This is a genomic window from Myroides sp. LJL115 (genome assembly GCF_054871665.1).
On sequence record NZ_JBTXLS010000034.1, the window covers coordinates 25729 to 33457 of the forward strand.

Annotated in this window: 9 protein-coding genes; 4 read left to right on the forward strand and 5 right to left on the reverse strand. The window is 32.4% G+C overall.

The annotated features are described in order from the left end of the window. The first annotated feature begins 88 nt into the window (after positions 1–88). Complete coding sequence (gene tsf / locus ACYSNX_RS09300; protein WP_461754402.1) at positions 89–916, forward strand: translation elongation factor Ts; 828 nt, start codon at positions 89–91, stop codon at positions 914–916. A 98-nt stretch (positions 917–1014) separates the two neighbouring features. Next, positions 1015–2190, forward strand: coding sequence for a dicarboxylate/amino acid:cation symporter (locus ACYSNX_RS09305; RefSeq protein ID WP_461754403.1), 1176 nt, complete (start codon positions 1015–1017; stop codon positions 2188–2190). A 278-nt stretch (positions 2191–2468) separates the two neighbouring features. On the opposite strand, the gene aat is transcribed toward ACYSNX_RS09305, so the two are convergent. The 3 genes from aat to ACYSNX_RS09320 form a co-directional block, all read right to left on the reverse strand. Continuing rightward, positions 2469–3110: a leucyl/phenylalanyl-tRNA--protein transferase gene (gene aat, locus ACYSNX_RS09310; protein WP_461754404.1), complete on the reverse strand. Its 642-nt coding sequence runs from the start codon at positions 3108–3110 to the stop codon at positions 2469–2471. 62 nt (positions 3111–3172) lie between these two features. Further along, positions 3173–3745 (reverse strand): DUF3127 domain-containing protein, encoded by a 573-nt coding sequence (locus ACYSNX_RS09315; protein WP_461754405.1) that lies wholly within the window; start codon positions 3743–3745, stop codon positions 3173–3175. Positions 3746–3780: 35 nt separating this feature from the next. Next, positions 3781–4653 carry a flavin reductase family protein gene (locus ACYSNX_RS09320; RefSeq protein ID WP_461754406.1) on the reverse strand — a complete coding sequence of 291 codons (873 nt, stop codon included), beginning with the start codon at positions 4651–4653 and terminating at the stop codon, positions 3781–3783. Positions 4654–4784: 131 nt separating this feature from the next. Between ACYSNX_RS09320 and ACYSNX_RS09325 the strand changes: the two genes are divergently transcribed. After that, positions 4785–5939 (forward strand): sensor histidine kinase, encoded by a 1155-nt coding sequence (locus tag ACYSNX_RS09325; protein WP_461754410.1) that lies wholly within the window; start codon positions 4785–4787, stop codon positions 5937–5939. Between the two features lie 35 nt (positions 5940–5974). On the opposite strand, the gene ACYSNX_RS09330 is transcribed toward ACYSNX_RS09325, so the two are convergent. Both ACYSNX_RS09330 and greA read right to left on the reverse strand, forming a co-directional pair. Beyond that, on the reverse strand, positions 5975–6364 hold the full coding sequence (locus ACYSNX_RS09330) for an HIT family protein (protein ID WP_461754407.1): 390 nt from the start codon (positions 6362–6364) through the stop codon (positions 5975–5977). Between the two features lie 14 nt (positions 6365–6378). Next, on the reverse strand, positions 6379–6855 hold the full coding sequence (greA, locus tag ACYSNX_RS09335) for a transcription elongation factor GreA (RefSeq protein ID WP_461754408.1): 477 nt from the start codon (positions 6853–6855) through the stop codon (positions 6379–6381). A gap of 151 nt (positions 6856–7006) precedes the next feature. On the opposite strand from greA, the gene ACYSNX_RS09340 reads away from it, so the two are divergent. Then, entirely contained in the window at positions 7007–7474 is a 468-nt protein-coding gene (locus tag ACYSNX_RS09340; RefSeq protein ID WP_461754409.1) for a hypothetical protein, read from the forward strand. Positions 7475–7729: the final 255 nt, after the last annotated feature.

Genomic DNA, 7729 nt, shown 5'->3' on the forward strand with positions numbered 1-7729 from the left:
CTTAAAGTCGTTATGCTGATAGATGTTTACCTTTGTATTCAGCTGTCCATAACGACTTTTTTTATTAACTATTAAATACGACTTAAACATGGCAAATATTACTGCTGCACAAGTTAATGAGCTTAGAAAACTTACAGGTGCCGGAATGATGGACTGTAAAAAAGCTTTAGTTGAAGCTAACGGAGATTTCGATTTAGCTATCGAAAACCTACGTAAAAAAGGACAAAAAGTTGCTGCTAACAGAGCGGATAGAGAATCTACAGAGGGTGCTGCTATTGCTGTTGTAAATGCTGACAAAACTTTAGGTGCTGTAATTACATTAAACTGTGAAACTGACTTCGTTGCTAAAAACGAAGACTTTATAAAATTAGCTACAGATTTCGCTAACTTAGCGTTAGAATTTAACTCTAAAGAAGATTTCTTAGCTGCTCCATTCGAAAACATCACTGTTGCTGAGAAATTAATCGAGCAAACTGGAGTTATCGGTGAGAAAATTGAAATCGGTACTTTCGAGAAATTAGAAGGTGCTTTCATCGGATCTTACATCCACGCTGGAAACAAAATTGCTACAATCGTTGCATTATCTGCTAACGCTGAAGGAGCTGAAGAAGCTGCTAGAAACGTTGCAATGCAAGCTGCAGCAATGAACCCAATTGCTTTAAATGAAGAAGGTGTTGCATCTGATATCATTGAAAAAGAAATTGAAATCGCTAAAGATCAATTACGTCAAGAAGGAAAACCAGAAGCAATGTTAGACAATATCGCTAAAGGTAAATTAAACCGTTTCTTCAAAGACAATACATTAGTTAACCAAGACTACATTAAAGAAAACAAAATGAGTGTTGCTCAATATGTTGACTCTATAAGCAAAGGTTTAACTGTTGTTGGATTCAAAAGAGCATCAGTTGTAGGATAATTTCTACCCTGATTTAGTTAAAATAAGTAAGCCTTGAGCATTTTTTGCTCAAGGCTTATTTTTTTTTAATACATTTACAGGTCACAACTACATTTATTATGAATTTTTTAAAAAAGAACCTATTATTACAGATTATTATAGCTATTGCGTTAGGTAGTCTTTTAGGCAACATCTTGCCAGAACAAATCTCTAGAATATTTATTACGTTCAATTCCTTGTTCGGAAATTTCTTAAACTTCACCATTCCCTTAATTATTATTGGCCTAATTGTACCAGCTATTGGAAATATTGGTAGAGGAGCAGGAAAACTATTAGTAATAACAACATTAATTGCATACGGCTCCACTTTATTTTCTGGATTTATGACCTATGGAGTTTCTATAAGTATCTTTCCAGATTTACTTCAATCTAATTCCTTGGGGATTCTAGAGGAAATAGATAAAAGCCTTATTCCTTACTTTAATATTGAAATTCCAGCAATGTTTGATGTAATGAGTGCTCTTATTATTTCATTTATACTTGGAATATGTATTGCATACTCTAAATACACGTATTTAGAAGGCCTTTTTAACGACTTCCAAAGCGTAGTAATGTCTGTAATTGATAAAGTAATTATTCCTTTCCTACCGCTATTTATATTTGGTATTTTCTTAAACATGACTTATAGTGGCCAAGTATTTTTAGTATTAGGTACTTTTGTAAAAATAATTGGAGTAATCTTCGTATTGCATATCATATTATTGATATTGCAATATGTAATAGCAGGAATAGTAGCAGGAAAAAATCCTCTTATCTTAATGAAAAATATGCTTCCGGCATATTTCACAGCTTTAGGTACTCAATCTTCTGCAGCTACAATTCCAGTTACTTTGGAACAAACCATAAAAAATGATGTGGATCCTAAAATTGCAGGTTTTGCTATCCCGTTATGTGCTACTATACACTTAGGTGGAAGTACTCTAAAAATTGTAGCTTGTGCAATTGCTTTAATGATGATTCAAGGCACAGCGATTGATCCTCTGCAAATGATTGGATTTATCTTTATGTTAGGAATTGCTATGGTTGCAGCTCCTGGTGTACCTGGAGGAGCGATTATGGCTGCTTTAGGAGTATTAAATTCTATCTTAGGTTTTAATACAGAACAACAAAGTTTAATGATTGCTTTATATATCGCAATGGATAGCTTTGGAACTGCTTGTAATGTTATGGGAGATGGAGCTATTGCTGTTATAGTAAATAAAATTTCAAAAATGAAACAAATGGCTTCGAGCTAGTTTTTAAGCTAAATAATAAAATAGGGTATTTAGATTCTTATAATCTAAATACCCTATTTTGTTTATAACCTATAGATAATATAGAGTTATCAACAGTAAAATATGGACTTATTAACAGTAGTTACTACTTATCAACATAAGTTATCCACTATTTACTAGAGTTATCAACATATATATCCTAATTAAAGCATATAATTAAACACTATATAAAGTTATCCACATTTTTAATAGTTAATAACACAGCTAATAACTTATTAACATTATAAAAAATAAGTGGCTTATTCGCCTAAAATACTCATAAACTCTTCACGAGAAATTTCTCTAGCCCCTAGAGAAGCTAAGTGAGAGTTATAAACTTGACAGTCTAGTAATTTATAATTGTCTTTCTTTAGAAGTTCTACCAAAGAAATAAAAGCCACTTTACTAGCATTAGATACAAGAGAAAACATACTTTCGCCGCAGAAAATACCATTACAATCTATTCCATATAATCCCCCAACTAAATTATCTTCTTGCCATACTTCAATGCTATGAGCGAACCCCTCTTTATGAAGGTTTATATAAGCTTCCCGCATAGAGTCCGTTATCCAAGTACCAGGTCCGGCAGGTCTACTTACTGTTTGGCAATTAAAAATAACTTCAGAAAAATTAGCATTCTTAGTAACTCTGAACTTTTTACTATTGATTATTTGTCGCATACTCTTAGAGATTTTCAACTCTTCCAAGAATAAAACCATTCGTTCGGCTGGTGCCCACCAGGTAATAGGCTCACCATCCTCGTACCATGGAAAAATTCCACTACTATAAGCACTCATTAACCGCTTTGTACTTAAATCACCTCCTATAGCTAGAATCCCTGATTCATGAGCTAACTCGACCTTGGGAAACCACATTTCATTTTGATCTAGAATATGTATCATAAGCTTAAATAAAAAAAAATCCCTAAGATGTCTTAGGGATTAATATTTTGAAATTCATTATACTAGAATGGTAGATCATCATGATCTTCTTCATTGTAATTATTCACTGGAGGAAATTGACTAGGTGCAGGATTCTGTGCAACATTTCCTTGTTGTTGACTTTGTCCTTGGTTTTGGTTATATCCGCCTTGGTTTTGGTTATATCCGCCTTGGTTTTGGTTATATCCGCCTTGGTTTTGGTTGTACCCACCTTGGTTTTGGTTGTACCCACCTTGGTTTTGATTATATCCACCTTGGTTTTGGTTGTACCCACCTTGGTTTTGATTATATCCACCTTGGAAAGAAGGATCAACTTGTTCTGATTGAACTTTGTCAATTCTCCAACCGTGGATTGAGTTAAAGTATCTCGTTTCACCTTGTGGATTTGTCCACTCTCTTCCTCTTAAGTTAATAGAAACTCTTACTTGTTCTCCTATTTGAAAATTATTCAATAAATCTACTTTATCTTGAACAAATTCAATAGTAATATGCTGCGGATATTGCTCCTCAGTTGTAACAACAAGTTCTCTTTTCCTAAAGCTGCTGCTGATATCTTGCGGCTGTCCGATTATTTTGATTCTTCCGGTAACTTCCATTTTATTAAATATTTTCCTGGTTTAACTTTTTCACACTATTTTGCCAAAATAGTTTTCCATGCCAAAGGTACATTATTTTCCTCTAAAAATTTTTTTGCATAGGTTAATTTATCTCTTAATGTCCCATCTCTTACTATTTTCTTAAGCTCATTATTCTGTTGTAAAAATTCATTTACTTCACTTTGTGAAGGTAGACATTCTACATTTGCTAACATTCCAAGATCATTTCCTGAAAACACATTACTTTGAACAATACTAGGATCAATAGCATCAACACCTATTCCCAAAGTCGATAAAGGCTTCTCTACTTCAAACATACCCTGATTTGCACGAGAATACCAATTTCCCCCCATACGGGATACCAAATCTATTTTATGTTGATCAATTTTACCATCTTTATCTAGAATAGACTCACTAATATGTATTTTTACTACTTCACATATTACTAAATTTCCAGCCCCACCTTGATCGCCTAAGGAAATAATCTCTTTTACGATACACTCCATTTGAACAGGACTTTCTTTTACTCGAAAAGGAGATACAACCTCTGAAGGCAGCATAGTAAGTCCACTTTTTATAAATTCATTTATACTAGAGTTATATTCTGTACTAGATAAAGAACTTTGTTGGACAAGATTGTAATTTACAACATTTATCACCACTTCTTTAGTTTCCTCAACATTTCTAAGGGTATCTTTCACCGTATTATCTCTAACTCTTCTTGAGGGTGAAAAAACTAAAATAGGAGGATTAGCACTAAACAAATTAAAAAAACTAAACGGGGATAAATTAGGGGCTCCCTGTGCATCGACACTACTAGCTAATGCTATTGGCCTAGGTCCTATAGAGCCTTGTAAATAGCCTTGCAATTCGTGTACAGGAATCTCTCCTGGTGTAATTGTCTTCATATGAATAAGATATCTGGTTTGAAAAGAGTAAATTTACAAAAGCTTTCACAACAATAAAAGTAAATCCTAGTAGTAATTACTTTTATTGTTCTCCATTTTTTACCTATTTTTAAGGTTCAAATAAAATTATGATCCATAATAAAAAAGATATTCTTCGTTGGCTTTCCATAGGACTAGCATTTATTGCCCTAGTATTCATATTATGGAATACCTATTCCTTTTTCCAAATGTATAAAGAAGAGGAAAGATTAAAGATGAATATCTGGGCGGAAGCTTCCAATACATTAGATCACGCTAAGTTTGACACTAACTTAGATTTAATACTTCTTATTCTAACAGAAAATAGGACAATACCCATTATTCAAACAACCCAAGGAGATAGTATTATTTCTACTACTAATATTCCAGAATATATTAGTTCTAATACCAAAGAATTAGATGCCTTTCTTAAAAAACTTAAATCTCAAAACGCCCCAATAGTTATAAATGTAGGTCAACAAAGCCAGTACTTATATTATGGGGATTCTTCCCTATTAACCAAATTAAAATATTACCCTCTTTCCTTAGTACTGATCTTCTTATTTTTTACTGTTTTAATAATCGTGTTTTACAAAAGCAATAAAAGTGCCTCACAAAATAGACTTTGGACTGGAATGGCTAAAGAAACAGCCCATCAAATTGGTACTCCCCTAACTTCCCTATTGGGCTGGATAGAAATAATGAAAATAGAAAATGTGGAGAATTATATTATTTCTGAAGTTCAAAAAGATGTGAATAAATTACAAATAATAGCCGATAGGTTTTCAAAAATTGGATCTAAACCTGTGTTACTACCATTAGATATTGTACATGAAACAAAAAAGACTTTCGAATACATTCAAAAAAGGAATTCCAACCAAATTGATTTTCAAATTAATTTACCCAATTATGAGATTTGGATACCTTTAAATAAAGAGCTGCATTCATGGACAATTGAAAATCTACTTAAAAATGCTATTGATGCTATTAAAGGCAAAGGAAAAATAAGCCTTTATATTCAAGATACAGAACACCTAGTAACGATCAATATCAAGGATAGTGGTAATGGTATCCCTAAAAAGCATTACAAAAAAATATTTGAACCTGGTTATACTACCAAAAAAAGAGGTTGGGGACTAGGATTATCTCTGACTAAAAGAATTGTAGAAGACTTTCAAAATGGAACTGTAAAAGTGCTTCAGTCTGAAATAGGTAAAGGTTCTACCTTTACAGTTATTTATAAAAAACAAAAGCCATCTAAATTTTAGATGGCTTTATTTGAATATCAAAAGATTATCTCTTGTTATAGTTTGTCTTGAATCGCTTTAGCAATCTCTTTAAACTGCTCTTCAGAAAATTTTTCTTTCTTAGTAAAACGAATATCGTCCATTGTTTGTAATGGTATCAAATGCACATGTACATGTGGTACTTCCAAACCAACAACCGACATTCCTACTCGCTTACATGGAATTGCTTTCTCAAGTGCTATAGCTACTTGTCTTGAAAACTCCATTAGTTCTGCATACTCCTCTTTAGATAGATCAAAAATCTTATCTACTTCTTTTTTAGGAATACATAATGTATGACCTTTAGCATTTGGATTAATATCTAAAAATGCTAAAAATTTATCATTCTCTGCTACTTTATAAGCTGGAATTTCTCCCTGAATAATTTTTGTAAAAATGGATGCCATAACTATTTGATTATTTAATTTCTAGAAATTTCTAAAACCTCAAATTTCATCGTTCCATTAGGAACTGTAATCTCTGCAATTTCTCCGACACTCTTACCTAATAATCCTCTTCCAATAGGTGATGTTACAGATATCTTTCCTGCTTTTAAATCAGCCTCACTTTCAGCTACAAGAGTATATGTAATCTCTGCTCCATTTGCTTGATTCTTAATTTTTACTTTAGATAAAACAAGTACTTTACTTGTATCTAATTGTGACTCGTCAATTAATCTAGCATTGGCAACAACTTCTTCAAACTTAGAAATCTTAAGTTCTAATAAACCTTGTGCTTCTTTTGCTGCATCGTACTCCGCATTCTCCGATAAATCTCCCTTGTCTCTAGCTTCAGCAATTGCTTGAGAAGCCTTTGGACGCTCAACACTTTTTAACTGCTCAAGTTCGTCTCTCAACTTTTTTAACCCCTCTGCAGTATAATACGAAATCTTACTCATAATTAATGGTTTATATAAATAGAAAAAATCCCATCAAAACGGGATTTCTACCAACAATAATATTTTTGTTTTATATTTAGTATTCTTATACTTGAAATGTTACTCTTTGTCAAAGTTAATTAATTAAATTTGTATTACAAAAAATTCCCATATGAAAAATGTTTTACTATTATTAATTATAAGTCTTTTTATCACAGGGTGTTCAAGTGATCAAATAGGTAACTTTAACCCATACCTTCCGGCTCAACCAGTGAACTTCTCCTTAAACCTAAACAATCCAGATGCCAATGATGTAAAAAACCCAAATGGCATATATATTACACCAAACTACGGAATTTCCGGATTATTCATTAGAAATGCTGGAGGATATTTTGCTGCTTTTGATTTAGCTTGCGCTAATCATCCAATACATGGAAGTAATTCAAGACTTCAACTAAAAACCCCGGGAAGAGATGCCCTAGTTTGTAAAGATTTAGCAAGCCACCAAGGAAAAGAATTTTTTTATAGTACTATAAATGGGATGCCTTTAGATACAAGTCAAAAATATTATCCCTTAAAAAGTTATCCAGTTCAAGTAGATAATATAAGAAACCCTCAAGTAATTACAATTAGATATTAAAAAAGGGGCTGTCTCAAATGAGATAGCCTCTTTTTTGTACTTTTAAGTAAAAAACACCATTATAATTATTTGAATTTCAATCTAATATACTTAAATTAGTATAAGTAATTCAAGTAAATATGGCAAAACAAGCACCACGTTATAGACTTTACGATCAGAATCAAATGAGTTTGATTCCTCATTCTTTGGAAGATTTCATTCCTGCCTTGCATCCAGTACGCATTGTAAATAAGGTTATCGATGAATTGGACTTAA

Coding starts and splice junctions, on each gene's coding strand:
- tsf (WP_461754402.1), top strand. CDS start 89: ATGGCAAATATTACTGCTGCACAAGTTAATGAGCTTAGAAAACTTACA.
- ACYSNX_RS09305 (WP_461754403.1), top strand. CDS start 1,015: ATGAATTTTTTAAAAAAGAACCTATTATTACAGATTATTATAGCTATT.
- aat (WP_461754404.1), bottom strand. CDS start 3,110: ATGATACATATTCTAGATCAAAATGAAATGTGGTTTCCCAAGGTCGAG.
- ACYSNX_RS09315 (WP_461754405.1), bottom strand. CDS start 3,745: ATGGAAGTTACCGGAAGAATCAAAATAATCGGACAGCCGCAAGATATC.
- ACYSNX_RS09320 (WP_461754406.1), bottom strand. CDS start 4,653: ATGAAGACAATTACACCAGGAGAGATTCCTGTACACGAATTGCAAGGC.
- ACYSNX_RS09330 (WP_461754407.1), bottom strand. CDS start 6,364: ATGGCATCCATTTTTACAAAAATTATTCAGGGAGAAATTCCAGCTTAT.
- greA (WP_461754408.1), bottom strand. CDS start 6,855: ATGAGTAAGATTTCGTATTATACTGCAGAGGGGTTAAAAAAGTTGAGA.
- ACYSNX_RS09340 (WP_461754409.1), top strand. CDS start 7,007: ATGAAAAATGTTTTACTATTATTAATTATAAGTCTTTTTATCACAGGG.